This is a genomic window from Agrobacterium sp. 22-226-1 (genome assembly GCF_053522345.1).
In genome coordinates this window covers 127,587-152,882 of the sequence record NZ_JBNWCP010000006.1, presented here as the reverse complement: position 1 = coordinate 152,882, position 25,296 = coordinate 127,587, and the positions used below count along the sequence as shown (strand labels likewise).

Here is a 25,296-nt window from a genome sequence, read left to right as displayed (position 1 = left end):
CTTAATCCAGCCACGTGATTTCGGTGGCGACGGGGCATTCCTTGGTGCCGAGCGTGTATCTGGCGGCCGGGACTGTGAGATCGTGCGAATATTCGCCGTCGGCGGCCGAGATCGCTTCCGAGATGCGCGACGGCTCAATGGTCGCGCCGATCGGGCTTTCGTTCTCGATATCGTCCTCGTCACCGATGGTGGCGAGGAAGCGATCATAGGCGGCCTGCACCGCCGCCCTGGTCAATGCGCCGTCCGGACGAAGGCGTACGCTTGCCGGCACCTGCACCAGCTCGGCCGCCAAGGGGATGACGCGAGCCGTGACGGGCCTGACGCCGGTCTGGCTACCCTGAGCGCCGATATAGCTGCCGATCGCGGTCAGCTCCAGTTCGGTTGGGACACGCGGCGTGCCGTCATCGTTCTTCAGGGCGATGACGAGACCCACGGAGCCGCGACCGATCCAATCTTCCACGACCTTGACGGCGTAGACGCTGGCGACATTGCCAACCCACGCCTTGTAGTCTGCGGAAGAGCCGCCCATCGGCGGCTCGCGGATGCGCTGAAGATATCGCACCTGGACTTCTTCCGGCGTCTCATCGTCAGCGCCGCCCGCAAAGGCGGTTGCGACCGTGATCTTCGAAATCTCGGGGTATGCGGCAACCGTTGAAAGCTGCACACCGCTTTCCAGATTGCCGACGCTGCCGGCCGTAACCGCCTCGGCCGTGACGATGACTGTGCCACCGGCCGCGATCGTGCCGCCCGAGGTGGTGACGTATGTGGTGGTGGCAGTCGAGGCCAGCACGATACCCGATGCCAGGACGGTTCCGGCGACACCTTCGACCGTGACCGATCCGACCGCTTTTGTCGCCGCGCGCGGTTCCACGCCCCAGATTGAGGCATGCCGCAGGATCATGGTTTCGTCGTCGGCGCTGTCCGGCATCCATTGCCGCGCCCACCATGCGATATGGTCGTGGGTTTCGCGAACCTCCGGAGCAACGGCGCTCCAGATAACGGCGAACATGCCACGCGCCGAACGAACGGCGCGGGAAATAGCCTTCACGTCCGCCTCGGGATAAAGGCCAAGCAAACCGACTTCGGCGGCGGCAGCGATGCGGGAGAAGATTGTTTTTGCTGAAGGGACAGGCCAGACCATCACGCCACCTTCCGCGTCAGTTCGAGCGTGACATCCTCGACCAGGACGCGATAGGCAAGAACGCCGGCACGGAGCCACCAGACTTCAATTTCAGCCGGCGTGCCGGTATCGGTCTCTGCCCACGCCAGCCCCTCGGCAAGGTAATATTCCGCGAGCTGGCGGGTGGTCTCGGTTTCCTTGGCTCGCTCCAGCAGCCACATCTTGCAACCGGCCATGTCGCCGGCAGCATTGAGGCCGTCGAGAAGCGCGCCACGGCGCTCGGAGAAAGAGACAGGCGCGAGAAACTGCGAGCGGCCGTCCGGCAGGTCATCGTCCGGAGAGGCGCGGCGATCAACGCCGACCGAAAGCAGGATCGGCGTGACCGGAGTTTCGTCGATGACCAGATTGAAATCGTCATCGAGCACCAGATCGCAGCAGCGCCGCGTGGCGTCATAGGTCAGGGCAAGGTCGAGAAATCCGGTCATGGCGCGAAATTATCGCGCGCGCGCAAGCCTGATCAGGCCCGCCGTGGCGGGCGGTCAACCAACTGGCACGCTACTGATGCCGCCACCTGGCACAACGCCCGTGTGCTTGTGCGTCTTGTCGATCACCACGCCGTCATGCTTGATGCTGCCGCCTTCGACGCTCAATCCAGAGGCGTCAAGCGTCATCGTCACGCCGCCCACCTTGAAGGTGATGGAGTTGGCGGCTTGGACATCGATGCCGCCGCTGGCTTTGATGATCATGCGATCGCCGAACTTGTTGGAAAGACCGACATCACCCTTGCTGAGGCCGCCCATGCGTTGCGACGGATTGCCGAGCGGCAGAAGAACCATGTCACCCTCGTCACCGCCAATCGCAAGCGCCACGCCGACCGCGCCATCATCATCCGGCACGGATATCAGGCCATAGGGCTGCATGATCTCCAGATCGGAGCGAAAGACGCCTTCCGCGACCTCGGCCGAGGCCGTCTGCATCTGGCCATCGTCCTTGATGTCCTTCACGGTGACACGGCGGATCATTCCGCGCATCTTGTTGAAGATTTCGCTCATAACGCCTCCGCCGTGCCGTCCAGCGGGCCGGAGCTGGCCTTCTTCGCACCCTTGCCGGATTTGTTCGTGCGGCGCTTACCGACCGGCTCCTTGTCGAAGGCTTCGGCCGAGCAGACGGAAATATCCGTGACGATCTCGCCTTCTTCCTCGCCATAGCGGACGGCCGAAATCAGCAGATCGCGCTCGATGCCGAGGAAAGCATCGGAGACGGCAACCTGCTGGTTGACGGTCCATAGCTCGCCGTTCACCTCATGACCCTTGACGGTATAGGTCTGTTCGTCGCCTTCAGCGCGGGATGTGCGATTGCGCCAGTCGGCTTCATCCTGGGCGCTCACTGCGCCTGCCTTGCTGCGGGCCAGATGGACGACCGGGCGATACCGTTTAATTTCGTCATCGGACGAGGTGCCGGTGGCAACCGTGCCTTTCCGTTCGCGCTCGCGGGCCGAACCGTCGCCATCGCTGCGGGCATCAGCACTGATTGGCTCGGCGGTGCCATCAAGGGCGGCAGCGCTGCGGGCCTTGCCCGACCGTTCCGACTGCCCGCGCACCACGGTCTTGCTAAAGCGGTTCGCGGTGCTTTCGGTGGCTCGAACCGCGATCACGTTGCCCGGAAGATTAATCCCATCGGGTGCGCGGGTCTTGCCCGTTCGGGTGATAACGATATTGCCGACGCCATCCGAAAGGATAAGGGCGCTGCGTTGTCGCGCCCCTTTCTCGATTGCTGAGAAGGCAGTTTCGCCAAGGTCGATCGAGTACCGGTCGAAGCTGTCGCCGGTGTCTACTTCCGTGCGGACCTTCAGGCCGAATGCCTCGGCGATCTTCGAGGCTGCGGCCTCCAGCTTGACGCCCTTCAACTCGGCAGGTCCTTCCGCCAGTGCCGAGCAGTCGATCAGATCGCCGGTCTTGTCCCGGCCGGAAATCGTCACTGCGGCATTGCCGTCGCTCACATCATAGGCGACGGTTTCGACATGGCCGATCAGAACGGTGCGCTTGCCGATCATGATTTTTGCCTGCATCTGGGTATGAAGGCGCGGCAGGTTCGGCATCGAGGCGAAGACCAAGGTCTGTTTTGAAGCTTCGCCATCGCGAAACGTGAAGCTGAAGCTGCCGGAAAAGTCCTTCAGGTCGCGGGTGACTTCACCGGATGTCCACTGGTCGTAGGCCGTGCCATCGAGAAAGAGTTTTATGCTTTTCGCCATCAGCCGCGCTCCAGAAACTCGACATTGCCGGCAGGCAGTTGCGCCGGATGTGTCGGGTCGTTGCGAGTGACGATATCGGCATAGACGGTTTCGAGCAGTGCCGGCGTATCGCCGGAAAGATGCTGCGCCACCAGCCACGCATCCGTGTCGCGACTGACCGACAGGCGACGGACGGACGGCAGGCGGCCAATCACCTCGTTGAGATCGGAGACGATTGCGGCCGTCAGCGATCGCGCGGCCGAGGACAGCGCCGAACTAGCAGCCTGCATCGTCTCGGGCGCTTGCTGCTCGACCTGGTCAATGAGGCCGGCAAGCGCCGAGGTCATCGCCGAACGATACCGAAGCGCCTCCTGCCGGGAAACGAAATCCGCATAGGAAGATTGCTCGGCCGTCGCCGCGAGGAACTGGCCGGCCGCATCGGCCAGCAACAGCGCATCAATCGCGGAAGGTGCCTTGCCTGCTTCCGTCAGCAATCCCGATGCCAGGGAAAGGCCGGCGCTCATCAGCGCCTGGGCGCTGGGCGTCGTTGTTGCGGCTGTCGTCGCCGGCGCAACGGCCGGAACCTCGACCGTCTGGGCAATGACCGAGGCGGCCGAGCTGGCCCAGCTATCGAAAGCCGCGGGCGAAGATGGCGACGAGGCCGCCAGCGCCGAGCGTATCCGGCTGACCGCCGAACGCGCGTCCGGACGCGCCGTGACGGAATCGGCAACCGAAGACGTGACACGACGGCTGCGGACGGTGGCGGCAGTTCTGGCGCTGGAAATGACGGTCAGCGCGATCGAGGCGGCAAGCGAGGTCACGGCGCTGGTGAAACCGGAGAGCGCCGAGGACAGCAGGCCACCGGAGAAGCCGGAGATCGATGACGACGGCGCACGCTTGAACCGTGCTGAAATCCGGATGACGCGCAGTTCACGTTCAGAGAACCGGATTTGCGCCGGCTCCTCCATGATGACCTGCATCGGCCCAAGCCATGGATGAATGAGCAACGCAGGACCGGGCGTCTCGAAGGCTTTGGCAAGGAGCTGCGCACGCAAGCGGTAATCGTCGCCGACATACAACGCCTCGATGCTGATGCCGGACGGCCCGACGCCGAAATCGTCATAGGCGGCGGGATCGACGCCCGGAAACAGATATTCGAGGACCCGCCGTCCATGGTCGCTGGATATATCGACGATGGAGATCGGAATGCCGCGATAGACACCCGGCAACAATCCTTGCGCGGAATTGAGGCTGTCGAGAAGCATCAGGGCCTCCCGACGGCGCGGCCGGTGTTGACGTTCGGCGACGGTGACGTGACGGTTGTTGTCTGGCCGGCCACCTTTCCGGGGCCTTCGACAACAACCTTCGCTTCAGTGCTGACATTGAGCTGCTGCGGCGCTGTCGGCGATGCCTGTGCCGGAAGGACACCGTTCTGGTTGGCAGGCTGGCGGCTACCGGGGCCGAATTCGGTGCGATTGATCTTGGTGATGCCGAGCGCATCCTTGACACCCTCTACACTGAGCGCATTTTTGACGCGCTCAAGAGCAGAGGCCACGGCATTCCAAGCGTCAGCGACACCTTGCGGCATCAGCGCTTTCCAGTCGATACCGCGATTGATGGCTTCGATGAGGGAGGCAAGTCCGTTTACGACCCACTCAATAGCTTTCGCAACGTCTTCCAGGATCATCACGGCCGCGAGGACGGTCTTGCCACCAAGGTCTCCGAGGAATTTCATGACGCCTTGCAGCCTGCCGCCATCGCCCAGGCCGACGAGTTCGCGAATTGCCGTCGCAAGGCGCATGAACCCGGTTGCTATTCCGGCGATCGATCTGACCGTCCCGCCCGCCGCCTTGCCGATCGGCTCCAGCCACGGTGCAAAACCGGAACCGAAATCTTTCATGCCCTGCCATGCCCTGGCGATGCCATTCAGGGCAACGTCAAGGCCACGGAAGACGGCGAGCTTGGCATCGTCGATCGTCAGGCCAGAGAGATCGATCTTGAGATCGAGGCCCTCGGCAAAACCGGACATGAGCTTTTTCAGGTTCTGCCAACCGGCCGTCACGTCATCGAGCGCGGAGCCAAGGCCGGAGCGGATAATGGGGCCATACCGCCCTGCCAGTTCACGGGCAACACCCATGACCTGGTTGCCGATGCTGCGCAGATGCGGGACCGCTGCGGCTGCTTTCTGGCGCACGGTTCCCCAGGCATCGCCCAGCCGTTCCCACATGCGGGACAGGCGCGGCCCGTAGTTCGACCAGTTGCGATAGATGTAGACGCCGGCAGCAGCGATGCCCGCCAGTGCAATGCCCACGGGGCTGAACAATGCGGCCAGAACCGACAGGCCCGCCCCGATCGCAGGCAGAACGACGCCAAGGACGCCGAGACCGGCCGCCGCCAGGACGGCAACGCCGGCGAAGGCGAGGCCTTGTTTCACCATGCCGCCCGTCGCTGCATCAAACTCGCGCACCCATTTGAGGCCGTCCATCAGATAGCCATTGATCGCCGGCATCCATGTGCCGAACGCAAGGCCCACTTCGCGGGACGCCTGCGTGCCGATTTCGCGGAAGATGGTGAGCTGTCGATTGAGGCCCATCATCTGGGTTTCGAAGTCGGCATCGATGGCGCTGCCCGTCGCTTTCGCAACCTCGTCCTTGATCGACTTGTATTCGTCGATGTTGCCGAGCATGGGGATCAGGAAATCCATTACCTGCATGTCGGAGAACAGTTCGCCAAGCTTGCCAGCGCCGTAAATCTTTTCGAGCTGCTCCCGAACGGTTGCCAGGGCGTCGGCATCGGACATACCAGCGGCTTTCGCCTTGCCCATCAGTCCCTGAATTTCCTTGGCTGAAACGCCGGTCAGCTTCGTGATCTTCTGCACCACGGCTTCGATCGGGTTGATGCCCTTCGTTACCGCATCCTGCATCACGCCCTGGATATCGACGCCCATGTCCGCAAAATTCTTGACCGTGGTGGGGGCAAGCACTTTCGACAGGAAGTTCTTCAGGTTGTTGGCGGCCTCGGCCGGGTCCGACGTTCCCTTGCGGGCGATCTGGAGGGCAGCGCCGAGGAAGTTGACAGCCTCGCGGCCCGTCACGCCGAATTTCGCCATCTGTCCGGTGAGTGTCGGGAAGTAACGCGACATGTCCTTAAGCTCGAAGGAACCGAGTTTGCCGGCCGTGACCAGAGCACCCATGGCGTCATCCAGTTGCTCGGCCGGAAGCTTCAGCGTGGTGAGAAGCGACGTGGCGACGGACGCCATGTCGTTCATTTCGGCATTGGCGGCGGTGGCAGCGCGGCTGATCGAACCGATCGAGCGGTCTACCAGGTCGTTATTGACGCCGGCGGCGATCATCTGCCCCGCGCCTCGGGCAACGGTATCGGAAAGCTGTCCGACATCGAGGGCGAGTTGCTCGAATTTCGCCTTCGATTGATCGACGAACGCAAAGGCCGCCTGTCTCGTCAGGTTTGACGTTCCGGCGATATCGAGCAACTGCTGCTGAAAAGCTGCGGCCTCCTGCATGGGGCCGAGAAAAGAAATGCCGGCGACGGCAGCGCCGACGATACCGATCTTGCGCGCGGCGCTGGAGATACCGTCAAGAGCACCTTTAAGGCCACGCAATGGCCCGCTTAAAAGGTCCCTGAGACGGACAATGACATCAAGGTTCATGTTCCGGCTGGCCATCATCCGCCTCGCTTGAGAATAAGGCGGAAATTCTCACGCGCGCGCGAAATAGATCAGGCCCGCTGTGGCGGGCGGGCCTGATTAAGTTTCGGAGAGTTGCCGGACGTGATTTCGATATGCCATGACGCAGTTCCACCAGAACAGAACGTCGTCGATCGTCATGGTCTCAATCTCGGTGGCGCTGAAGCCGGAGCCGTCAGCGAGGCCGCCGAACTTTATCGGCCAGTCTTCGGGCCACTCGTCAAAAAACTTTCGATGATCCTGCCGCCGTCCGCAATATCGACGCCGTCCATCTTATCGAAGAGCTTGTCCATCACCATTTCTGAAATCCGGGTGGAACGCGAAAAGGTGACGATCGACGCCTTGGCATCGCTGGTAGCCTGGATGGCTCGCAGATCAGCGCCGTTAAAGCGATGGAAGACCAGCTCGGTAAAAACGCGGTCCCGGACCTTGCCGTCTTTGCGGGTGGTCAGCGTTACCTTCTCAAACAGCGGAAGCGTCACCGAGCCATTGGCGTTCGGGCGCGCACGCTTGGGGAGTTTGGAATCGGCGCTGGCATCCTCGTCAATGATATCGTCGGCGACGTTCGCGCCGGCGTCTTCGTTAATGACAGTGTCCGTGCTCGAAAGAACCTCGCCGTTTGGCTCGTCTTCGTCCAGGTCAATGTTGAGGTTTTTCGGAGTGCCCATCAGAGAATTTCCTCAGGCGCAGATGCAGCCCACTTGAGTTCGATCTTGCCGCCTTCGCCGCCCGTCATCTCGGGGATATCATCCACGAGGAAGGCATCATTGAAGACATACGTCTGGCCGGTGTCGCAAAGCACCTGCAGTTCACCTTCGCCGGGGTCCCAGAGATTGCCCCAGCGCTGGCCCTTTTCGAGGTTGGTTGTGGCGGTGACCTGCGACCCCTGAAACTCCTGGGCGCGGCCGACCTTGCGGCCATAGGTCACTGCGTTGTTCTTGATGCCGCCGATGCGCAGTTTTGCGCCCCTCTCGACGGGGAGGTTTCGCCCCCGCCAGACAATATCGACGATGCCCAATACCTGTGTCATCGCTTAAAAGCTCCTGTTAAACCTGAAACTCGATCCGGCCGGCAAACACCATGAGGTTGCCGACGATCTCCACCTGTTGCCGGCTTTCCAGCCGGTTGCGATCGTCCGTGGACCGTTCGAAGACGCTTTCCCTGACCGTGCGCTGCACGTCCTCGATCCAGACCTTTTCGCCGTAAAGCGAGCACCGGGCGGCCCACGACGCGGCCATTCGCTTCGGCGTAACCACGGCCGTGCCGGGGTCCTGATCGTCGTCATGACGAGAAGCGAATGCGCCGGCGCTTTCGTCATCGACCAGCTTGGAGCGCGGATACATCAGGCCGACATAGGCGGACCAGTCGTAGCGGATGCGGCTCATGGTGACGGGCACCATGATATCCAGCCAGGCGCGATCGGCGATATCGAGCGTGGTCTTCTTGTAGGTCGTGATCATGCGCGAGATCGTGACCGAACCATCCGACAGGCAGTCGAATGTGGAAATGCCGTTGCGCAACAGCAGATCGTTTTCCTCGTCAAGGAATTGATCCGCTTCGTCCGGAGCCTCGACACCGGGCAGCACGAGAGAGCGCAACTGGCGGGCCGGGTCATTGGTCAGATGGAACGAGGCGACACCAAGCGCCGAGGCCGCGATCGCCCAGGACGGCGTCGGGCTTCTCTTCAGGCCGGCGTTCGTCAGGAAAGCCGAGTTCGTGAGATTTCCGAAGGTGGTCAACTGACCATAGGTGCCGCCCTTGAACACGAAGCCATGGCAATCGAGCTTCGAGGTCGCAATATAGCGGATGCGCAACCACTCGGCGGTTTTTGCAAGATTGGTCGCGTCAGCCCAGGGATGCGTGATCTTGGTCGCCCAGGTGCTAGCAAGAAGATCGAGCGCCGGCTGTACGTCCGGATTACCGGAACCGCCCGCCATCGCGACAACGGCGCATGTCAGGCCGGCCGGAAGCGGCTGAACCTTGGTATCGACGCGCAGATCGATCTCGTTGCCGACCTCGCCACCGTGGCGGGCTGTTACCGTCACGACGGCTGCGGCGGCCGCTGCGGTCGCGACCATGTCGAGGTCCGCATTGATGGCGGCGGCAAGCTTCGTCGCCAGCGCTGCCGGCGCGTCTCCGGAGAGCGCGGTCATGCGAACCTGCCGGCCGCCGATCTTGAAGCGCAGCACGACTGAGCTGCTCGGGGAACCGGCGAAGGTGAAGGTGCCGGTTGCCTTCACGGCCTCCTCATCGTCGGCAAGGCCGATGACGTACAATGGCGTGTTGCGGTTTGCCTTCTTGAAGTAAGCGACCTGCTCCGCACCGATCGAGCCACGGCCAAAAAGCGCGACGGCCTGGTCAGCGCGGGTCACCTCCTGAATGACACCAGCCGCCAGCGTGCCGGTGGCGAGCTTGGGGCCGATGATGAAGACCTTTTCCGGCCAGGGCAGGATGCCGACATTGCGATAATTCGGCGCGATCTCGATCAGGGTTGCGGGTTCGAGGCGATCGACGGGGATTTCGTTGAAATCCATTACTTGTCTCCTTCAGGCTTCTTCGCCTCTTCCGACTTGGCCGTCCGGGCGGGTTTCTCGATCAGATCACCGTCAGCAATGCGCCGGCGCGTGAAATGCGTGTTCGGGTCGGGCAAGCCTTCCTTCGGCCATTCGGAACCGTCCGGAAGGTGGACCGTGCGGCCCTCGGCCGCGATGAGTGTTTTCGTGGTGGCCATGGCCGGGTTTACTCCTGGGGTGGTTGAATTTCGTCGCTGACGGTTTCGGTCGAGCCGTTGACGGACCAGGTGACGCCAAGCGCTTCAAAGTCCTCGGGCTGCATCTTGCCGGTCGCAGCGGCGCGGGTTGCGAAGCTGAAGGTGAAATCGAGCTGGGCAATCGCGACGTTGTCGTCGGTCCAGCCATCGGCGATGACGCTGTTGATCAGCGTCACATTGGTGACACCCTGGCCACTGAAGCTGACGCCCTGGAGAAGCACCGAGGCGACATCGACCATGGCGTCCATGCCGATATCGTACTTGTCGCCCTTGAAGCGGGCTTCAAGGCCGCTCGAAACCCTGTTTATGAGGATCAGACGCCAGAGCATATTGCCCTTCAGCATCCGGCCATTGTCGGGGTCAGGCTTCATGCCAGTCCAGGCAAGGCCGATGAACGGCGACAGTTTGACGACGCGCTTGAACTCATCAAGGCTGAGAACCTGAGGGACGCGCTCGATCGTGAAAGGGTTTTTCGGGAAGGCGATACGGAGCCGCTCGATGATAAGCGGCTCCTGGTTGCGGATCGGCATCAGGGGAAAGCTGTCCATCAGAAACCCCTTAACGTGTCGAAGGTGACGATGCGCTCGCGGTCGGAGATGCGCGGGCCAGAGCCCACCGCATTGCCGCCTGTCGGCGATGCCAGTTGAATGTCCAGGTGCACGATTTCCTTGGCGACGTTCTCAAGCCACTTGATGACCTCGGCGCGGCCCTTGGCCATTTCTTCCGAAGGGCTGGAACGTTCGGTATCGGCGAGATCGTAGCGGGCGAGGATGCAGGTGGCGCGCACTACGTCCTGCGGCGGGGTCGCGATCGGCGTCAGGTAGCGGCCGCGAATGTAGCTGTTGATCAGCTCGGTGGCGTCGGTCAGCGCGGTGTTGACCTTTTCCACGTCCGGCGTCTCGGCTTCACGATCTTCCGGATTGGACAGGCGCACGATCTGCACCTCTCCAAAGCGGGCGATCATGTCGGTGACGGTGGCGTACATGGTCACTTCTCCCGTGATTTCAGCATGAACATGAAAGCGGTAGCGCCTGCGAGGCCGCCCGCGATCTGGAAAAGCGAAAGGCTGAGGCTAACCAGGAGGAGCGACCGAGGGGCGGTAAAAAGCACCAGAATGAGAAACGCCAGGGTCACCGCGATAGCGCCAATGATGGCACCGCCGAGGCAGGCAGCAAGTTCTTCGACAGTTGGTTTATTCTTGTCTGTCATGGTCTTCCTCAAGGCGGGGATTAGGGCTGACCCGAAGGCCAGCCCCTTGCGGCGCTCCCGTCAGGAATTACTTCTTGACGGTCTTTTTGCCGTCGCTGGGGTTGGCCTCGCCAGCGCCGCCCGCCTGGGCGGATTTCAACGTGACGATTTCGTTTTCAGCGGCCTCAAGCTTCTTGCCGAGGGCGTCCATCGCGTTGTCATGATCCGCCTTCGTGTCGGCGAGCTTTTCGGCGACGGCGTCTGCAACAGCCTGGTTAAAGCTGTCCTGAAGCTTCTGGCGCTCGATCTGGACGCGGGCGTTCACGGCCTGCTCGATGTCGGCGCAGGAGACTTCGACCGTCTTGCCGGTGACTTCCTGGACGATGAAGGCAGGATCGGCGCGGAAGGCATCAAGCTGTTTTTCCGTCCAATGGCCGGCGTCATAGATCGCCTGGGCGGGATGCTCCGCACCGTTGCGGCGAATGCCCGGTTTCGAGCAGATGATCTGGATTTGCGTCATGTGTAGTTCCTTGGGCTTCGGGTTTCGGGAAAGCGGCGGTATGGCCGTTTTCCGGAAACCCGCCAGCAATCGGGAGGTGACTGCTGGCGGTCGATCGAGCGATGTAGAACGCTCGACCATTGAGGTCAGGCGAGATGCGGGACGGACACGACGGTCGCGGTCTTTGCCCAGACGTTGGTTTCACCGCCGTTGATCAACGCAGCTTCGACGATCTGGCGGGCCTGACGCTCCAGCGCTGGTGGAACGAGCAGCTTCGTCGGACGGATCGCGTTGATCTGGCCATCACGCTTGCGGATCGACTGCATGGCGGTACGTGCGGCTTCGTAGTTTGCCTGCGTCAGCTCAAGCTTGGACTTGAAGGCCAGCTGCCAGAGGCCAAACCCGGCGTTGCCACGCGTGTCGGCGCCCCAGACATATTCATCGCGCCAGAACACATTCGGGTCAGTTTCCGAAAACAGCTGCGTCAGCTTGAGCGCCTTTCGGGACTGCCAGATCATCGGCTTGATGACCTGCGTATCGTCGATCAGATACCAGGCGGGCTGAGCACCGGCTGCATAGTTGGCAACCGATATCTGGTTACCCTGTTCGTTGTAGCCGGGATGATCCGTGTCGAAGTAATACTGCCCGTCATAGCAGGTCGTGGTTTCGCCCTTCTTGAGCAGCGGCCATACGAGCGTGTCGGGGAAAGCTGCGCCGTCCTGGCCGTACTGTGCGGCGATCGGTGTGAAGATGCCGACCTGATCGTCTTCGATCTGCCGTTTCTTGATGGCGATCGTCTTTTCGAACGAACGGTTCGTGATCGAGTAGAGCGAAGCGCCGACATCATGAGCAACACGATCACCGATCCATTCGCGGAAGCCGGGCAGTTCGTCTAGGCGCGGGTACTCGTTTGCGAATGTCGTGGACCCCACGGTCATCGCAATGGTGCTGTAGAAGGTCTGCGTTGCCGCAAGCGACTGATTGAAGATGGTCGAGAGCGAGGTGTAAATGCCTCGAAGATTGGTGGCGTTGATGTCCATTTCTGCCCCTTAAAGCGTCTTGAGCCAGACGCCGTCCGCGTCGATGGCATCGATGGTGCCGGCCTGGAGCAAAGCGCCCGCAGCCAGCGTGAAGGTGTCATCGGCCGAGGCGTAGACCGGCTTGTTGATATCGGCCGGCGTCGCACCAGCGAGCGGGATGTTGACCACGCCCTTCCGGGCATTGATCAGCTTGTCGCCGGTTGCGCCGTCGCGATTGTCTACCGCTTCCTCGGCAAAGCCGATCAGCGCCACGCAAGAAGCGTGGGCGGCCGGGACGGCGGCAAGTGCGGCGGTGACGCCGATCATCGTGCCGCCAAAGATGCGGACGCCGCCCAGAACGGGATAACCGTAGGCATCGCCCTTGCGCCATTTGCGGCGAATGTCGGTGGTGGCTGTCATTTCACTGACCCTTTCCGAAGAGCGCCTTGTGCTCTTTCTTGAAGGCTTCCGGATCGACACCCATCATGGCGGCGACGGAAAGCTCATCGCTGGTTGCGGTTTCGCCCTCGGCGGGCAACTGGCGACCGCCGAGGCCGCCGGCGTTGAGCGACGGCATGACCTTCAGCTCCGCTTCGACCTCGGCCGGGTTCTTCATGTGGCGGGAAATGAAGTGCTCGCGGAGTGACGGCACGATCTGCATCTTGGCGATCGCAGCGTCGATAACGGTGGTGGCCTTTTCCTTCGCGGAATCGGTGATAAGCGTTTCGACACGCGTATTGAGCGCCTTGACCTGATTTTTCAGGTCTGCGTTTTCCTGCTCGATGCCGGTGGCCGGCGTCGTTTTCGCCTGAAGGGCGGTGACGAGGGCGTCAGCACCGACGGTGACGTCAACGCCGGCGAGTTCCGCCAGTCTCGACATCAGTGCCGCCTGCGCGGTCTGGGCAGAGTGAGCCGCAGTGAGCGCCGCAAGGATCGCGGCCTCATCTGCGGTTTCCGGCAGGCCAAGTGCCTTCCGGAGAGCTTCCAAATCCATGGTGGTCTCCAAGTTCTGAGAGTGAAGAGATTTCAGGTTGAGGTTGGGATCGTTGGTCAGCGCTACCCGCAGCAGCTTGTGAACCGCAAAGGGAGCCTTGGCGCTGTGGGTGAAAACCGGGGAAATGTAGCCGTAGGCTTTGCCCTGCATCATCGCGAGGCCGTCAGGCGTCCACTCGACTTTTGCCCAGACACCATCGTCACGGCGCTCAAGCGCGGTGAGCCAGCCACGGGCAGGCGCGGAAAAACCCTGCTTTGCCGCAAGGTCGGTTGAATGGTTCTCATCGACCGGCAGCTTCTTGCCCTCGGCATTGAATGCCGAGATCAGGGCGTCGGCATTGTCCAGGACATAAGGGCCGCGACCATCGACGCCGGAGAAACGGCCGGTCGGCAGAACATGCAGCCATTCGGGCACCGTGGCGGCCGACTGCAACACGACAATATGGGTCGAGACCGGCACAGCCGAGGCCGAATGAAGTGCAACAACAGTGGTCGAGATCAGGTTTCGCATGGTCCGGATATGCCATGCGGGCAAAATTCAGTTCATGCCAGCACCTGCGGGCGGGCCTGATGTAGAGAGAATTTCAGCGGGAGGAATAGCGGCTCACAAACCCGAATACGGTCTCGGCGATCATCGCTTCGTCATCCGACGATATACCGAGGAAGGGACGCGCGGGCAAGGTAACACTGTCGGCTTTGATAAGGTTCCCGCCAATCCGGAACCAGAGATGCGTTGCCCGCACCGGCACGATCGTCGCGCCGAACTGGTGAGCGGCCGCGTAAATGACATCCGTGCCGACAAGCACTTCGTCATTGCTTGCCCTGGCATTGATGCTGTTCCGTAGCCGGCTGCTTTCGGTCAGGATACGGGAATTGCGCTTGCCCTCGGCATATCCCGTGTTCAGCGCTTGCCACGCCTGGCCGTCCGGGTCGGTCTGGGTGACGAAGCGCATATGGGTCGAGCCGACAAGCCCTACGCCGATCGCGCGCATGACGGGCGTGGTATTCGTCATCAGGCCTTCGAGCTGGCGAAAGCCGCGTCGGACTTCCGAATCGAGAACCTGTGCCGTGATCGAGATTAACGCGCCGCTCATGCCGCAAACCTCACCGCCAGCCGGAGCCGAAGGCGTCAGTCAGATCGGAGCGGCTGACGCGCTGGAGCGAGGTCATGTAAACCGTCTTGCGATCGGCCTTCATGACGATATCGACATTGGCTCGATAAAAGACGCCATCATGCTCCCCGACGAAGGCCGGCCGACCGCGATTGTCGCGCACCAGCTTTCCGGACTGGACGAGCTGGCCGGGGATGACACCGATTGTGTCGGGCGACAATGCCTCGGCTATTTGTGCCTGGCTGCGGATGGTGTCCGCCGTCAGGCGAATTTCCGTGCCGGCGGCGACATCGAGGGCGGCACCCGTCGCCTTGTTTGCCGTCGCAACCGGCGTCCAGGCACCGTCAGGCCATTTGCCCTTCAGCGCCGATTGAACGAAGGCGGCAACCTGCACCTGGTCAGCACTAACAGCTTTCGGACCAGGTGCCGTTTGCGTCAGCCAGGCAGCACCGGGATTGTAGGCGAAGGACGGATCGATGCCCCGCGGCTGATCCGTGCCGAGCTGGTCAAGGTTCGGCGGGGTGTCGGGCTTGGATTTGCCGAGGCGGCGAAGACCAGGACGAGACACCGGCGTCACGAAGCAACCGCACCGGTAGCCGTTCGGCGGGTACATTTTCGCCCAGACCGGATCGGTTGCTTCGTAGCATTCACCGTCCCATGCCTTGTGCTCCAGGCGCGGATGAAGCGCGCCGGAATGATTGTACATCCAGTAGGGAAACGCTTCGAGCGTCTCCGGGGCCGTCATCTGGGCGTAGCGGCCGGCCGCGTAAGCCGTACTGAGATTGGTTTCGAAGATCAGGCGGGAGCGCCAGCCGCGTGAACCGTTGTACTGCCAGCCGTGGCGGGCGACGATCGCATCGAAGTCGGCGCGGAAATCTTCCAGCGTCAGGCCCTGTTCGGCGGCCTTGACGATCGCCGCCTGAAAGTCTTCGACCAGCGCCTTTTTGTTCGCGCCGGCCACCATGAACATCTTCGAATGGGCCGCGTCCCAGACATCGCGATAGCTTTCAGTCGGGACGGCGGTTTTCCGGCGAAGGAAGTCGATCGCCTCATCGAACGGCAGATTGATCGCGCCCACCGTCGTCGCCATCAGAGCAACGACCAACGGCTTAAAAGTTGAGGCGCTTTTAAAGGCCGTGGAGGCGTTTTTCGGGCCAGAAGCTACGGATGCCGCAAAAAGCCCCCCGAAGCGCGCCAGCGGGCCTCCTGTCATGACTGCCTCTTGAGGTCATCAATGAGCGCGGCCTGCCCGATCAGGTGTGCCATCGTCATGCCTCGCGCCATGGCTTCCGCGAGATCCTCGGCCGACAATTTAAGACCCGCGAGTTTGTTCGCTGCGTCCCGAAGATCCGTGGCGGAAAACAGGATTTCGCGCACTTCGTCGATCATGCCGTCCATGGCTACCGCCGCGTCCTTCTCCAGCCGATCGGTCAGTTTTTCGAGCAGATCGGGTTCCTCGCGGGAATGCGCCGAGGCGAACAGCCTATCGAGGCTTTGCTTTGCGGTGAGCGGTTTCGGCTGTGGCTTGTCCTCGGGCGGAACGACTGTCTCGGCACGTCCGCCGACCAGCTCCGCATCCGTCGCAGGTGCGGGAATGCCGAGGCGGTCACGAAGGAAGCTGGCCTCGGCCGTCAGGCCGTGCTTGGCGAGCTTGTCGAAAGCCTCGGCAAAATCCTTTAGCGGCACTTCGTCCGGTCGGCCGATGTGGATTTTCGGGTATTCATCCTGGGGGCCAAAGTTGAAAGCGATGATGTTCGGGACGAGCTGCGCATTGAGCGTGTCGGATGCGTCAAGCGCGTCGGAACGCTCAATGTCTTCCTGGACAAGGCGATGTTCCTTTGCGACGGCGTGGCCACCGGAAACAGCGTCCGTCGTTGTCGTCTGGCCGAGGATCAGCTTGGAAATCTCGCGATTGTACCAGTCCGCCCGCTTTTCGAACATGTCCGTCGAACTGCTCTTCGAGCCGACCTCGTGGAACTCGATCAGCATCTCGCGTGGAATGATGGCCGCGCAGTCGCCGGCAATCCCGGAGACCGCCCGCCACAAAACATCCTTTTCCTGCTCTGTCGCGCCCCGGCCATATTTGCCGACGCGGATCGGCTGGCCGTAGTTCTGCACGAAGACCGCCCAGTCTTTCACGGTGAAGCTCTTGAACATCCAAAGCCAGACCGCAACGCGGGCAATGCCCGACCGGATGGTCAGGCCTGATTTCGCCTTGGAGCGATGGACGACGAACTTGTGCGGAATGAGCGGCTCACCAACAACGCCCTCGCGCAGCAGCAAGGTTTCTCCGTCTGTCCGGTCGAACGTGAACCAGCGCTGTGTCCGCCAAGTCAGTGCGCGTGGAAGCACCTTGCCGTTCTTGTGGTGCCATTCTGTCTCCAGGACAGAGATCGCCTTGCCGATTGCATCGAGCATGTCGAAGAGAGCGGAACGCAGCACGCCTGTCTCGATCCAGTCTCGCAAGAACTGGGCGTGCTTCTTGTGTTCCTCGCTATCCGACGCGGGCGTGACAGTGATCGGCAACTGCGAAACCGAGCGCCGGCGCGTGGCGAGCTGCGCGAGGTAATGGCTATCGCGTTCTTCGATGTCCTCGGCCAACTCGAAATAGGCTTCCACTTCGCCCTGGTCGGCAGCACGGAGAATGGACGCCAGTTTGAGCGGCGTCATGCCATCGGCCGGATGACCGGAAATCCACTGGCGAACCCCGCCCACATGTGCGCCGGCAAGTTCTTCCTCCAGCTCGGCCGCGCTGACGACCTTGCCGTCCTTATCCTTCATCGAGCTGGCGAGGTGATGAGAAATCTTCTGCTTCTTCTTTTTCGCCATCAGAGCGATCCTCTCAGGTAGACATTGACGGTTCCGCCTCGGCGGTCATCGTCATGCATCGGCGGGCCGCCATTGTGGCCCTGCATCGGATTGTTGGGTTTGCGGTTGGTCTCGTACTCGTAGGCGATTGCCTCCTGGTTGGAGGCAAACCACGCGAGCGCCCCGGCCGGCGCGGTATCGCCATGGCGATCGTAACCGTCAGCGCCCTTGGTCGAGTGTTCGTCCGGAACCTTGATGATCCCGTTGACGTAGGCGAGCGCCTGGTGATCAGCGAGAACATCGGCGTCTTTCGGTAAAAGCAGGCTCTTATCTACAAACGCCTCAATGTAACCGGGCATGTTGGCAGCATACCATTTGGCAGATGTCATCACTTCGTGGATGCATTCCCCCCAGCGCTGGCGGGCCTTTTCTGCAAGGTACTGCCCGTTGCCTCGCGCATCGAGCGCGCCACCGATCAAGCGTGGCAGGGCATCGCCAATGTAGAAGAGGATGTCGCGCTGCTGGTCGAACGGAATATTCTTCAGCTCGACAATCAGGCGGGCGCGGCGGATCATATCGGCCCCGATCTCAAAGACCACGATTGCAGTCTTGTCGCCGGATCGGGCAAAGTCTTCGCCAAAGCAGTGTTCACGGTCCCTGTCGAGCTGATCTAAAAGGGGCTTCAAGAGGCCCTCACAGAACTCTTCAGCCTGTTCGGCGCGCTCGAAATCGTCGAGGTTTTTGAATTCGTCCGGCCGGTCCCATCGCACGACGGCCGGGAGATCGGCGGACATGCAGCGCTCGATCAGGACGCGCGTCAATGCAGCGCCTTCCGATTCGGCGGGTATCGCGTCCAGCTCTTGTTTCATCTTGGAGGTGCGCGTGCCATAGGCCGAGCGGATTTTCGCTTCCCAGGCGTCTTCCTTCTCCTGCGACCATTCCTCTCCCTTGATCAGGCAGACGCGTTTGAACAGGCCGTTCTTGACGGCATCGCCGAAGGTGAAAGTGTGGAAGTTAAAGCCGTTCTTTCCGGCCTCGGCTTCCTTGATCAGTTCGTTGAACGGATTGCTGACGCCGTTGTGCGAGGAAATCACACGGACCTTGCCGCCCCAGATCAGCAGGGCCGCGACGGAATCAATGACGGCGCGAACATCACGGTGGAAGGCGGCTTCGTCGATGCAGACCGTTCCCTGAAGACCACGAATGTTTTCCGGCCGCGAGGAAAGCGCCTCGATGCGGAAACCGGACTTGAAACGGATGATGTAGCTGGAGATCGCATTCGTGGTGCCGTCGTCACGCTGGTCGAAGAAGATGCCATCCTCGATCGTCAGCAGTTCCTTGGCGACGGTCTTTGCGAAATGCGCAGCATAGCCGATGAACTCCCGGCCCTTCGGCTTGGTGTCCGGAATGTAGAAATAGTTCTGCCCGCCTGCGGATCGCTGGGCAGCGGCGATCAGCGTTGCATCCAGCGCCTCGGCGAAGGTGATGCCGGTTCGGCGGCCCTTGGCGCAGCCCTTCAGCAGACTGTCGTCGGCAATCCATTCGGCCTGATGCGCCATAAGGACGCCTTCGGCCAATGGATCGAGATCAACCGGAATATCGGCACCACGAGGCAATTCGTCCGGCAACTTGGCCGGATCGATCGGAAGCACTGGCGGGTCGGTCCATTTGCCTTGCGGCAAACCGGGCAAGGCTTCAGCCACGCTGTTCCTCCATGCACGCAAGACCGGTCCCTTTGCAGGACCGGCAATCGTTCTTCAGGTCATAGACGGTGCTGGAAATGGTGCCGTCTCGGCGACGGTTAATCCGCTTGATCGCCCGCCCCGTGCCATCGCACCTGGTGCACGGGTCTTTCGGAAGGGTGACGGTCATTGCTCGCCATCCTTCTTCTCGGCGTCCGGAGAGACCTCGGGAACGGATTTCGCCTTCGGCCGCACGCCGAGGAACTCGCGACGGGCGCGGGCGATAGCCTCTTTCGAAATACCGGGTTCGTTCGAAAGCACGTCGAGCGCCTTTTCCGCCTTGGCCTTCATATCGGCCTCAACGCGGCGGGCCTTCTCTTCGGCTTCCAGCTTCAGGCGGCGGTTCGAAGACGTTACCTGAGCGGCCGAGGCAGCGCGCAGCGCGTTCGCCAGTTCCATTGCACCCTTCGGCGAAATGCCGGCGTCGCCTGCCGATTGCAGCAGTTCGAAAATGAGCGTCTTGATCGCCTCGGCCGCGATCAGCGTCAGATCGTCGGAACCGGCCGCGTCCATACGCTCGGAAATGGTGGCGGCAATCTCCCGCGTCTGTTCTAGCCGGCGCGTCATTTGCGACAGCCGGATGGCGAAGCGGTTGAACGCCGAAAAAGACGGAATGTCGAAATCGAGACCGATTTCCCCCTGAAGCGCGATCAGCTTGGTTTTCCACTCGGCGTAAATGTCGAGCTGGCTACGATCACGGTCGGCAAGCGCCTGCGATGCCCAAGAGATGGTATCGCTGCATTCCTCGGGTAGAAGGTCGATTGCTGAAAGACGGCCGCGTGCTTTCGCCATGTCAGCCACCCACGCGCGACGGACGCTTCACGCCCTCGATGGCGGATTGACGATCGACATGGCGACGGCCGAGATCGGTCAGGGAAGCAATCTTGATGCTGCCGGCGCTGACGACGACAACAGCGCCCATGGTCTCCAGATACTCGATCTGCTGATGAACCCATGGCCGTTCCTGGTTGATGCCAAAATTGGCAAGGACCGGCTCAAGCATGGAACTGCTCAAGCTCTCATTCACCTGTTCCGCCAAAGCCCTCAAGATGATGAGCCGCGCTTCCTCGCGCATGATTTTCATATAGTCGATACCGATGCTCATTGTTTGCCTGCCGTTTCCACCAGTAGCTGGTTCATTCTTTCGTTCGTGGCTTTGATGGGCTTGAGGGTTTCGTTCAGCGTGTCGAGGCGGCCATTCACCTTCTCCAGGGCAAGCTCCAGGCGGTGCTGGCTTTCCCGATCGGGCAGGTGGCGCATTTCCCCTTCGATCGCCTGGATGCGGCGGTCATGGCTGGTAAGCTTGGTTTCGTGGGCCTCTACGTCTTTGCCCAGGAGCGCGATTTCCTCGCGACCGCTTTTGATGTCGGCCTCAAGCTTTTTTTCGCCGCTGGAGAAAAAGACCTTGAGGTGACCGAGGACAGCAAGACTGGAGAGAACCAGCGTCAGCCAGGGAATGATTTCAGTCGGCGTCATCGGCGGGCCTTCTCAAAGTTTGTCTGGCAGACGATGCACCGTGTGGCGGATGGCAATGCGATGCGGCGCTCGCGGGCGATATCATTGCCGCAGTCTTCACACTCGATCGTGCCGGTTGTGCGCAGAGAGCGCGAGGCGGCGGCAATCCCCGCCTCGCGCTCCTGTTCGGCCCGTTCGGCGGCCAGATCGAGAGCGGCGTTTCCACCAAAGTTCATCTGGGGGTCTCCACCACCTGGCGAAGACTGACGCCTTGAGCCAGTTCCGGCAGCTTCGACATGATGATCTCGTTCAAAGCCTTTGCGTTGACGCCGAGTTTATCGATCGCATCCGGGTTCTTCTCGATGACGTATCTTGCGGCGTCCGCGATGATCGCTTCGCTGACATGCCCACCCACGTGGATGACGCCGGCCTTCGCCAGGGCAAACCGAACGGCGTTGGCGGCCGATTGATGCAGGGCATCGCGGAGCTTGCTTTCGATATCGATGCGTTGCTTTTCGTCCGTGATCTTCAGGAGCGAAATCACGCGGGCGCTGATCCATGTGACCAACACCGGCCCAACGGTCGAGACGAGTAGCACGATAACCGGCTGCACGATCGTCCAAGCTTCATACCAGATCGAAGACGGTGCGATGACTGGGGCAGCGTCCTGGGCGAAGGCCGGCGTCAGAATGAACCAGCTGATGCAGACGAGAGCCACCAGTCCAGCAAGGTAATAAAAGAGCCTGGTCATGATTACCCCTCTACCTTTCTGGCTTCGTGCAGGGCGCGCGTGATGGCGGCATAGGCCTCTGCAACCTTCACCAGGGCATTCGCTGCGGTGACGGAGGAAGGGTCACGGCAAACGGCGTCCGCTCCGGCCCATGCAGCATTTTCCTTGGCCACAACGGATGGCTTGATGGTGCCGGTGCTCGCGACGATCACGAAAGCGCTATGCGCCGTCGCAGCGGCCGAGCAGGCGTGCGGCAAATTCTTCTGGATCGCATTGTCGATCGATCCGGTGGACTGGCAGGCCGACAACGCAAGCGTTGCGGCAACTGCGACGAAGACAGACTTGAACATCATGGTCCTTTTGATGATGGGAGGGGGAAAGGGCATTTCCGTCAGGCCTCGGTTTTCGAGACCGGCGCGCCGGCGCTGGAAAGCTCGACCTTGCCGCCGATCGGCGCGTCGGCCGTCTTCGGCCAGCGGACACCGCCAGTGACGAGGCGGCCTTTTTCGATACGGGTGATCGAAACCGAATTGTTCTGGTTGCCGCCGAGGACGTGGTAGTGCGTCCGGTCTTCGCCGACGTAGAGGCCGACATGGCCGCCACCCTTGCGCTCGAAGACAAGGATCGCCCCGCGTGCAATCCGGCTTTCAGCGCCGAACTTTTTCCAGTTCAAAGCGCCGAGAGGATTTGCAGGTAGCGCCTCTTTGGGCAGCGTCGTGGCGATGAGATTGCCGACGAACAGACCGCACCAGGGAATGTCGTCGTCGGTGAAGAAACTGGCGATCCAGCCGCCGAGCTTCTTGGCCCAGCCCATGATGGTCGGATTGGATTTCGGGCCAGCGATTTCCTTCAGGCCCATGAAGCGGCGGGCCTCGCGCATCCACACCGGCTCAGCTGGGACCACGACCTTGTCGTGAACAACAAGTGTGCTGTTCGGGTTTTTGCTCTTTACGCCGCGAAGGAGGTTTACGGTCGCAGTATCAGCGCGGCCGGTCTCGTTCAGGCCCGCCGCATGCTGGAAACGCAGGAGCGCCGCGATAACCTCACGGCCATGGACGCCGTCCGCGACCCCGCCGTAAGCGCCGGCGACGCGCAAGCGATCGATCAGCCATTCGTCAAACGTTTGAGTGGTCAAGGAAAGCCCCGTCATGATGGCAACTGGCGGAGATCGCGCGGGCCGATATGGGGGCAAATTAGAGTTTGGGCCTGAAACAAATCAGGCCCGCCATTGCAGGCGGGCCTTTAAAACATTTCCATCTGGCGGGGGTCTGTCTTTCGCCTGGACTTGAGTGGCTCCCGTTTTCGGGCGCGCTTCAAAAGTCTTTCGACACCGCTTTCGGTCAAACCGAGCCTTTTGGCAATATCGCGGTTGCTCATTTCGGCATCGACATAGCGGCGGGCGCGAAACTCGCGTGCCAGAGGCACCCTTATATATCCGCCCGGATATGCTTTGGCTAGACGGTATGCGGCATCAACCCCGATCGTCGAGGAAAGTTCGCTACGCTCCGGATCAGACGGAACATAAAGCCTGACGCCGGCATGCGCCTCGACCAGAGAGAAGAAGCCATCTTCGCCAAGCGTCGATAACAGATCAAGGGTGAGGTCTTCGGCCACGGGTAATCCTGTTCGAAATGATGAGCTGCTCTTCGGTCAGCGCCCTCAGGCGTGCTTCCAGCTCGATACGCCGGTGTGAAAAGCGCGGCAGCTTGGCGATCCTTTCCGCCAGTTGGTCACGCCGGTTCTGAAGAACATCGATCTCCCGCTGGTCCGGCCAGCCAAAGAGCGGCATGCCATTCAGGGGAGCGATGTTCCCGGTCATCACTTTTGAGCCTTCTTCAGCCGGCGAACCTGCGGCCCGAAATGGTTCATCACCGTGATCCACTCGGCATCGCTCAAATTTCTGTAGCTGATGCTTTCCATGACGATGTGCGTGACGGCCTGCCAGAAGGCATTCGGCTGGGTCGGATGCAGGATCGACCATTGTGCGCGGGCGATCTTGTAGCCGGGGCTTTTCTCGTAAGGCTCGGACGGCAGGCGATCGGCCCAGACAACACCGGCCCGCGCCAGCATTCCCTTCATCGCCTCGACGACGCTGGCGGCGTCCTCTGGCTTGTGAACGAAACGCATGTCCGAAATATCCGGTAACTGCCTGCCCATGGCAAAGGCTTCCAGTGCGGTGTCACCGCGATCGTCGATGACGCCGAGATTGTAACAGGCGATCCAGAGTGCACGCATCTTCGGCAGGTACTTGCCAGAAAGTTTGTGCTTGCCGTCGCGACCGTCCTGGCGCACCGGCGCGGGCCTCGCGGCAGTGCCTCGCAAGCTGACGAGAACCTTCTGCCGCTCGGCCTCGGTCATGTCCTTGGTGGATGTCTTGCCGGTCAGAATGTGGAGCTTGGCGCGATAGGCGAAATCGTCGAGGCCGAGTTTCTTCTGCTCGATCTTGATGGCGGCAATTGTTTTGCTCATTTCGACATTCCTTTCGCCATGTGATCTGCGATGTCGGAAAGGCAAAACTCGGAAGTCCGCTCTTCGCCCGCTTCCTCGGGAACGACCAGGACGTACATCCTGCCGCCTTTGGCGTGCACGAAATGCCCATCGTTCATGAAAGCGTTGATCAGTGCCGTCAGCAGCTGGTCAGGTTCAAATGTCCTCGGCATCGTAGGCCTCGCTGATTTCGGTGTTGGTGAAGGTGGCTTTGAAAACCGGGATGAAAAACCGCACATAGACGAACTGGACGGACCAACCTCGGCGCTGCGCCTTTTCCCAAGTCTCGTGTTTGCGGTATTTGGATGCGATCGCCTTGGCGGTGGTCTCGCCCCATGTTTTCGGCTGAAGCTTTCCGGATGGAGAGCAAAGAACATAGCCCTTGGTGAAGGCTGCGGGGATTTGGCGCTTACTCGTCATAGGCGACAAACTCCAACTCGGCCGGGTGGCAATTGCTGTAGTGCCTGTCGCCGTGGAAATGCACTTTGACGTAGTGCTGATGCGACTGGCCCTCCGGCTTGATCTTCCCGTAGCGGGCGGTCACCGTGTGCCGGACGAGCCGGTTCACGGTGATCTCAATGCCGTAATAGTTGCGGATATAGTCGTAGCTCACAGGGCACTCCCCGCCAACGCGCTTTCACAGACCCGAAAAACATGCGACTTGTTCCGGACGTCATAAGGGTTTCGGGGGAAGCTTTGTCCGATTTGCACAAGAAGCGGCTGCTGATTTTGTTTTGGCTTGTCGTAGCCACGACCGTGTTGTTGCCGGTTTTTTTCGGGGAGGCACGTAATGTCACCGGTCAAGTGGGCGGCGACAGGTGGCGCAATTTCATCTACGATTTCCAGACCCTGATCGGCGGCGGAGCGGCAATCATTGCCGCTTGGTACACCGTTCGCCAAATGCGCATTAGCGATGAAAGGAGTGAACAGCGGCACCGAGAACTTGTCGGCCTTCAGCTCCGTGCCGATCGGCTCAGGGTCGAGAGGCTGCTGTTTCCCGCTTTGCATGACCTCGAGGATTCTTTTAACTGTATATCGAGGGTCAATCTGACTGCGGTTCGAGAACTCATCAGCATGGAAACCCAAAGCGGCCGATCTGTCGTCGAGTCCCTGCAGGGGTTCTGCAATGACGCGTATTCCATCTTGCAGCGAAGACAGTTTAAGGACGCATTTGATCTGTTCGATGGTGATCTCGCATTTCGATACGGGAAAACGGTTGATCAAATTCTGAACCTGAGAGCGGCGAGCGGGCTTTGCCTGAACTACTTCGACAGGCTGGTCGCGGTTCAGCGAGAAATCTATCCGGACGTTTTTGGGCGCGCCACCATCGAAGTAACCGAGAATTTGGATCGCCTCAGAAATTTGAGGCGCGACCTTCTTATCGATTTCGCAGACATGCTTGTCTGTCTGGAGTACATGAAAAAGGAATACGGGATTCAT

General features: G+C 60.9%; 35 protein-coding genes. All 35 read right to left on the bottom strand.

Annotated elements, in window-relative coordinates:
• Position 1: 1 nt before the first annotated feature.
• Positions 2-1,141 (bottom strand): baseplate J/gp47 family protein, encoded by a 1,140-nt coding sequence (locus ACQZ5K_RS12700; RefSeq protein ID WP_448740504.1) that lies wholly within the window; start codon positions 1,139-1,141, stop codon positions 2-4.
• On the bottom strand, positions 1,141-1,605 hold the full coding sequence (locus tag ACQZ5K_RS12695) for a phage GP46 family protein (protein ID WP_448740503.1): 465 nt from the start codon (positions 1,603-1,605) through the stop codon (positions 1,141-1,143). The genes ACQZ5K_RS12700 and ACQZ5K_RS12695 overlap by 1 nt, the downstream gene beginning before the upstream one ends.
• 54 nt (positions 1,606-1,659) lie before the next feature.
• Positions 1,660-2,172, bottom strand: coding sequence for a phage baseplate assembly protein domain-containing protein (locus ACQZ5K_RS12690; RefSeq protein WP_448740502.1), 513 nt, complete (start codon positions 2,170-2,172; stop codon positions 1,660-1,662).
• Complete coding sequence (locus ACQZ5K_RS12685) at positions 2,169-3,371, bottom strand: phage baseplate assembly protein (protein WP_448740501.1); 1,203 nt, start codon at positions 3,369-3,371, stop codon at positions 2,169-2,171. The genes ACQZ5K_RS12690 and ACQZ5K_RS12685 overlap by 4 nt, the downstream gene beginning before the upstream one ends.
• On the bottom strand, positions 3,371-4,615 hold the full coding sequence (locus ACQZ5K_RS12680; protein ID WP_448740500.1) for a DNA circularization N-terminal domain-containing protein: 1,245 nt from the start codon (positions 4,613-4,615) through the stop codon (positions 3,371-3,373). The genes ACQZ5K_RS12685 and ACQZ5K_RS12680 overlap by 1 nt, the downstream gene beginning before the upstream one ends.
• Entirely contained in the window at positions 4,615-7,032 is a 2,418-nt protein-coding gene (locus ACQZ5K_RS12675) for a phage tail tape measure protein (protein WP_448740499.1), read from the bottom strand. The genes ACQZ5K_RS12680 and ACQZ5K_RS12675 overlap by 1 nt, the downstream gene beginning before the upstream one ends.
• A gap of 215 nt (positions 7,033-7,247) precedes the next feature.
• Entirely contained in the window at positions 7,248-7,721 is a 474-nt protein-coding gene (locus ACQZ5K_RS12670) for a hypothetical protein (protein ID WP_448740498.1), read from the bottom strand.
• Positions 7,721-8,083 carry a phage tail tube protein gene (locus tag ACQZ5K_RS12665; protein WP_448740497.1) on the bottom strand — a complete coding sequence of 121 codons (363 nt, stop codon included), beginning with the start codon at positions 8,081-8,083 and terminating at the stop codon, positions 7,721-7,723. Before ACQZ5K_RS12665 ends, ACQZ5K_RS12670 begins: the two co-directional genes overlap by 1 nt.
• Before the next feature lie 16 nt (positions 8,084-8,099).
• Positions 8,100-9,587 carry a phage tail protein gene (locus tag ACQZ5K_RS12660; protein ID WP_448740496.1) on the bottom strand — a complete coding sequence of 496 codons (1,488 nt, stop codon included), beginning with the start codon at positions 9,585-9,587 and terminating at the stop codon, positions 8,100-8,102.
• The gene (locus ACQZ5K_RS12655) at positions 9,587-9,784 is read right to left on the bottom strand and encodes a DUF2635 domain-containing protein (RefSeq protein ID WP_087746008.1); all 198 of its coding nucleotides are present in this window, start codon (positions 9,782-9,784) and stop codon (positions 9,587-9,589) included. Before ACQZ5K_RS12655 ends, ACQZ5K_RS12660 begins: the two co-directional genes overlap by 1 nt.
• Before the next feature lie 8 nt (positions 9,785-9,792).
• Positions 9,793-10,371, bottom strand: a complete 579-nt coding sequence (locus ACQZ5K_RS12650) for a hypothetical protein (RefSeq protein WP_448740495.1) — start codon at positions 10,369-10,371, stop codon at positions 9,793-9,795.
• Positions 10,371-10,808: a gp436 family protein gene (locus ACQZ5K_RS12645; RefSeq protein WP_035264146.1), complete on the bottom strand. Its 438-nt coding sequence runs from the start codon at positions 10,806-10,808 to the stop codon at positions 10,371-10,373. The genes ACQZ5K_RS12650 and ACQZ5K_RS12645 overlap by 1 nt, the downstream gene beginning before the upstream one ends.
• Positions 10,809-10,810: 2 nt before the next feature.
• Positions 10,811-11,032: a hypothetical protein gene (locus ACQZ5K_RS12640; protein ID WP_448740494.1), complete on the bottom strand. Its 222-nt coding sequence runs from the start codon at positions 11,030-11,032 to the stop codon at positions 10,811-10,813.
• A gap of 67 nt (positions 11,033-11,099) precedes the next feature.
• Positions 11,100-11,531, bottom strand: coding sequence for a hypothetical protein (locus ACQZ5K_RS12635; protein ID WP_448740493.1), 432 nt, complete (start codon positions 11,529-11,531; stop codon positions 11,100-11,102).
• A gap of 125 nt (positions 11,532-11,656) precedes the next feature.
• Entirely contained in the window at positions 11,657-12,550 is an 894-nt protein-coding gene (locus tag ACQZ5K_RS12630) for a Mu-like prophage major head subunit gpT family protein (RefSeq protein ID WP_035264140.1), read from the bottom strand.
• Positions 12,551-12,559: 9 nt separating this feature from the next.
• Positions 12,560-12,949: a hypothetical protein gene (locus tag ACQZ5K_RS12625; RefSeq protein ID WP_035264139.1), complete on the bottom strand. Its 390-nt coding sequence runs from the start codon at positions 12,947-12,949 to the stop codon at positions 12,560-12,562.
• Position 12,950: 1 nt separating this feature from the next.
• Positions 12,951-14,033, bottom strand: a complete 1,083-nt coding sequence (locus ACQZ5K_RS12620) for a phage protease (protein WP_448740492.1) — start codon at positions 14,031-14,033, stop codon at positions 12,951-12,953.
• A 73-nt stretch (positions 14,034-14,106) separates the two neighbouring features.
• Positions 14,107-14,616, bottom strand: a complete 510-nt coding sequence (locus tag ACQZ5K_RS12615) for a phage virion morphogenesis protein (RefSeq protein ID WP_448740491.1) — start codon at positions 14,614-14,616, stop codon at positions 14,107-14,109.
• A gap of 10 nt (positions 14,617-14,626) precedes the next feature.
• Positions 14,627-15,724 (bottom strand): phage head morphogenesis protein, encoded by a 1,098-nt coding sequence (locus tag ACQZ5K_RS12610; protein ID WP_448740490.1) that lies wholly within the window; start codon positions 15,722-15,724, stop codon positions 14,627-14,629.
• Between the two features lie 119 nt (positions 15,725-15,843).
• Positions 15,844-17,463 (bottom strand): DUF935 domain-containing protein, encoded by a 1,620-nt coding sequence (locus tag ACQZ5K_RS12605; protein ID WP_448740489.1) that lies wholly within the window; start codon positions 17,461-17,463, stop codon positions 15,844-15,846.
• Positions 17,463-19,001: a hypothetical protein gene (locus tag ACQZ5K_RS12600; RefSeq protein WP_448740596.1), complete on the bottom strand. Its 1,539-nt coding sequence runs from the start codon at positions 18,999-19,001 to the stop codon at positions 17,463-17,465. Before ACQZ5K_RS12600 ends, ACQZ5K_RS12605 begins: the two co-directional genes overlap by 1 nt.
• A 309-nt stretch (positions 19,002-19,310) precedes the next feature.
• The gene (locus tag ACQZ5K_RS12595; protein ID WP_448740488.1) at positions 19,311-19,976 is read right to left on the bottom strand and encodes a phage protein Gp27 family protein; all 666 of its coding nucleotides are present in this window, start codon (positions 19,974-19,976) and stop codon (positions 19,311-19,313) included.
• 1 nt (position 19,977) lies between these two features.
• A complete protein-coding gene (locus ACQZ5K_RS12590) occupies positions 19,978-20,289 on the bottom strand; it encodes a VpaChn25_0724 family phage protein (RefSeq protein ID WP_080866963.1) in 312 nt (103 codons plus the stop codon).
• Entirely contained in the window at positions 20,286-20,660 is a 375-nt protein-coding gene (locus ACQZ5K_RS12585; RefSeq protein WP_051671865.1) for a DUF2730 family protein, read from the bottom strand. Before ACQZ5K_RS12585 ends, ACQZ5K_RS12590 begins: the two co-directional genes overlap by 4 nt.
• Positions 20,657-20,875 carry a TraR/DksA C4-type zinc finger protein gene (locus tag ACQZ5K_RS12580; RefSeq protein WP_035261589.1) on the bottom strand — a complete coding sequence of 73 codons (219 nt, stop codon included), beginning with the start codon at positions 20,873-20,875 and terminating at the stop codon, positions 20,657-20,659. The genes ACQZ5K_RS12585 and ACQZ5K_RS12580 overlap by 4 nt, the downstream gene beginning before the upstream one ends.
• On the bottom strand, positions 20,872-21,390 hold the full coding sequence (locus ACQZ5K_RS12575) for a hypothetical protein (protein WP_448740487.1): 519 nt from the start codon (positions 21,388-21,390) through the stop codon (positions 20,872-20,874). Before ACQZ5K_RS12575 ends, ACQZ5K_RS12580 begins: the two co-directional genes overlap by 4 nt.
• A 2-nt stretch (positions 21,391-21,392) precedes the next feature.
• Positions 21,393-21,722: a cell wall anchor protein gene (locus ACQZ5K_RS12570; protein WP_245285021.1), complete on the bottom strand. Its 330-nt coding sequence runs from the start codon at positions 21,720-21,722 to the stop codon at positions 21,393-21,395.
• Positions 21,723-21,760: 38 nt separating this feature from the next.
• Positions 21,761-22,504, bottom strand: a complete 744-nt coding sequence (locus ACQZ5K_RS12565; RefSeq protein WP_245285020.1) for a TIGR02594 family protein — start codon at positions 22,502-22,504, stop codon at positions 21,761-21,763.
• Between the two features lie 107 nt (positions 22,505-22,611).
• A complete protein-coding gene (locus tag ACQZ5K_RS12560; RefSeq protein ID WP_035261583.1) occupies positions 22,612-22,983 on the bottom strand; it encodes a sigma factor-like helix-turn-helix DNA-binding protein in 372 nt (123 codons plus the stop codon).
• The gene (locus ACQZ5K_RS12555) at positions 22,961-23,188 is read right to left on the bottom strand and encodes a hypothetical protein (protein ID WP_080866956.1); all 228 of its coding nucleotides are present in this window, start codon (positions 23,186-23,188) and stop codon (positions 22,961-22,963) included. The genes ACQZ5K_RS12560 and ACQZ5K_RS12555 overlap by 23 nt, the downstream gene beginning before the upstream one ends.
• Positions 23,188-23,838, bottom strand: a complete 651-nt coding sequence (locus ACQZ5K_RS12550) for a regulatory protein GemA (protein WP_448740486.1) — start codon at positions 23,836-23,838, stop codon at positions 23,188-23,190. Before ACQZ5K_RS12550 ends, ACQZ5K_RS12555 begins: the two co-directional genes overlap by 1 nt.
• Positions 23,835-24,029 carry a hypothetical protein gene (locus ACQZ5K_RS12545; RefSeq protein WP_448740485.1) on the bottom strand — a complete coding sequence of 65 codons (195 nt, stop codon included), beginning with the start codon at positions 24,027-24,029 and terminating at the stop codon, positions 23,835-23,837. The genes ACQZ5K_RS12550 and ACQZ5K_RS12545 overlap by 4 nt, the downstream gene beginning before the upstream one ends.
• Positions 24,013-24,276, bottom strand: coding sequence for a hypothetical protein (locus ACQZ5K_RS12540; RefSeq protein WP_448740484.1), 264 nt, complete (start codon positions 24,274-24,276; stop codon positions 24,013-24,015). The genes ACQZ5K_RS12545 and ACQZ5K_RS12540 overlap by 17 nt, the downstream gene beginning before the upstream one ends.
• Positions 24,266-24,469, bottom strand: coding sequence for a hypothetical protein (locus ACQZ5K_RS12535; protein ID WP_448740483.1), 204 nt, complete (start codon positions 24,467-24,469; stop codon positions 24,266-24,268). The genes ACQZ5K_RS12540 and ACQZ5K_RS12535 overlap by 11 nt, the downstream gene beginning before the upstream one ends.
• Positions 24,466-25,296, bottom strand: coding sequence for a hypothetical protein (locus ACQZ5K_RS12530; protein WP_448740482.1), 831 nt, complete (start codon positions 25,294-25,296; stop codon positions 24,466-24,468). Before ACQZ5K_RS12530 ends, ACQZ5K_RS12535 begins: the two co-directional genes overlap by 4 nt.